At 49.7% G+C, this 2,366-nt stretch carries 2 protein-coding genes; both read right to left on the reverse strand.

The window, feature by feature from the left end:
• Positions 1-467 (reverse strand): HAD family hydrolase (locus PHF27_RS13275; RefSeq protein ID WP_363320070.1); only part of this gene is annotated, 467 nt, incomplete at its 3' end.
• Positions 468-706: 239 nt separating this feature from the next.
• A partial coding sequence (locus tag PHF27_RS13280) for a SpoIIE family protein phosphatase (protein WP_300071048.1) occupies positions 707-2,366 on the reverse strand: 1,660 nt, incomplete at its 5' end.

Here is a 2,366-nt window from a genome sequence, read left to right on the forward strand (position 1 = left end):
TTGATGTCCGGATGAGTGGCGATAAAAGGGACGCCTTCCCGCAGCAAATGGCAGGCTTCAGTAAGCTTGGCATAGGTTAGGGTCTGGTCAAAACCGAGGACGACGCAGGCCGGCTTGTCGCAAGTCAGCGTCAAACCATGCTGCCGAAATTCATCCTCCAAGTCGGGCGTTCCCAAAAGATAGACTTGTTTCATGTTGTGAGCCTGCAAGTAGAGCGCGGTCGCCTCGCCGGAGGTCATGACTTCTTTGTCGGTTGCGTTAATGCCCAGCTTTTGCAGCTTTTCTACATAGCTGTGCTTGTGTTTGGAAGAATTATTGGTCAAAAATAAATGCTTGCGTCCGCTGTCCTTGAGGTACTGCAAAAAGTCCAAGGCTCCTGGCAGCAGCTTTTGCCCTAAGTAAATAGTACCGTCCATATCTAAGGCAAAGTACTTCAGATTGTGCAAGCGTTCCATGTCGTTCATCATAGCCACATATCTCCATTCTCTGTGGTTTCCTAGGAAAAGCGGCGCGCGTTCCGCTTTTCGACAAATAGGTAAAAATAAACAACTTCAAGAAGCTCTTTATTTTATTTTACGACAGAACTTTCTGAAGTCAACACGAACATACTACAAAACGACAAAAATCAGAAATAAACCGACACAAAAGTAAGCAAAAAATAAAAGCCCGCATAGGCGGGCCGCGAGATCCAGAAAAAATAGTAACCTTAAAGAAATACCTTGGTACTTTCTATGGCCATATTGCTTTGTGCCTCGGGATCCCTAGTTTCAAGCGCTGGCGTCGGGAATCTGCGTAAAAGCAGCACTTCGTTTCCTAGAGAATTGTAAGCCAAGCGGTTGCAGGCCGAGTGCATCAACAAAATACCGCGGCCATGATCATGAAGACCCAGTTCATCATACCAGGCTTCCGGGCTGATGGTCTGCAGCTTGTTTAGGAGGCTGCGAGCGTCAAAACCAGGCCCGTCGTCTTTGACGCGAATACTCAAGCGATTGCCGCAACGACGCATGCGCAAAGAAACTCGTTGGCCCGCAAAAAAACCGTTGTTCAAGGCTTCGTTGGCGGCTACTTCAAGGATCGCTCCTTCTCCTTCTGGAGCGTAGTTTCTTAAAAACTCATGAATCGCTGTTTGCGCCTGGGCCAGATCCTGTTGCGTCTGGATGCAGGGCAGGCGCAGTTGGCGGGGTAATTGATTAATTTCCAGAACTACCGCGGAGAAATCGTCGCTGCGTTCCGGTTTTTGAGATAGTGTTTCCAGCCACCGTGTATAGCCGGCCAAACCGGTTTGCGCCTGTAAGCCGTGAAGCTCCATCAAATCGGAGACGCCGTCGCTCATGATGCAGTAGACTTCGCCTGCTTTTAATGGGCGAGTGACGGTCTGCATGTCAATGTCGTCAAAAATACCCAAAAAGCGGCTGCTGACCGGAATTAAGGAGCAGCGGTTTTCATTGGCTGTAAGATAGAAATTAATGCCGCCGGAAATAAAGGTAAGCAGCGATTTTTGCAGATCGAACTCGAAATAGGCGATGCCGGCGAAGGCGTCTTCGTGGAGATATTGCTGGATACGTTGGTTGATAAGCTGAAAATGATCTTCTGTAATGGTTTCGCCATTAAGAAGACGAGTGTCCAACAGCATTTTTAAGGAGGCTGTTTGCAGAGCCGTAGCTACGCCATGGCCGCTGACGTCGACCATGTAGCCGCGCAGTGTTTTTTCAGGAGCGAACCATTTGTAGTTGAAAAGATCGCCGCTTACCGTATGATAGGGCAGAAAGAGCGTGTCCACACGCAGTTCCGGCAAGGCTAAGGCGTCCGGCAGCGTGTCCTGCTGCACTTGGGCGGCTAGGTGCAGCTCCTTCAGCGTTTGCTGTTCGCGGCAGCGCAGCTCCTGCTCATAGCGTTTGCGATCCGTAATGTCCCGGGAGATGCCGAGCAGACCGGTTACATAGCCTTCGCTGTCGTGAAAAGGAGCTTTGACGGTTTCTACGTCAATGACGCGGCCGTCGGCTAGAGCGTATTGCTCTTCAACTTTTACGGCTTGGTCCATGAGGAGTGTTTCATAGTCTTTTTTCAAGCAGTTTTCGATTAACTTTGGATCATGCAGCAGTTCCCAGGTGGCTTTGCCAATGACATCTTCTTCCCGTTTGGCGCCGTAGAGCAATTCCCGGCAGGACTTGTTGCACCCTAGAATCTGCAGCTGCAGGTCTTTGAAGACAATCATATCCGGAATATTGTCCATCATAGTGCGCAAAAGCTTTTGCTGGTTTTCCAGCTTTAGCTCCAATTGCTTGCGGTGCGAGATTTTACGGGAAAAGCCGATGGTGCCGGCAAAGCGGCCGTTTTTTTGGAAAAAAGGGAAAACCTGCGTGTCA

The sequence above is a fragment of the Anaeromusa sp. genome (assembly GCF_028691475.1).
Taxonomy (GTDB): Bacteria; Bacillota; Negativicutes; order Anaeromusales; family Anaeromusaceae; genus Anaeromusa.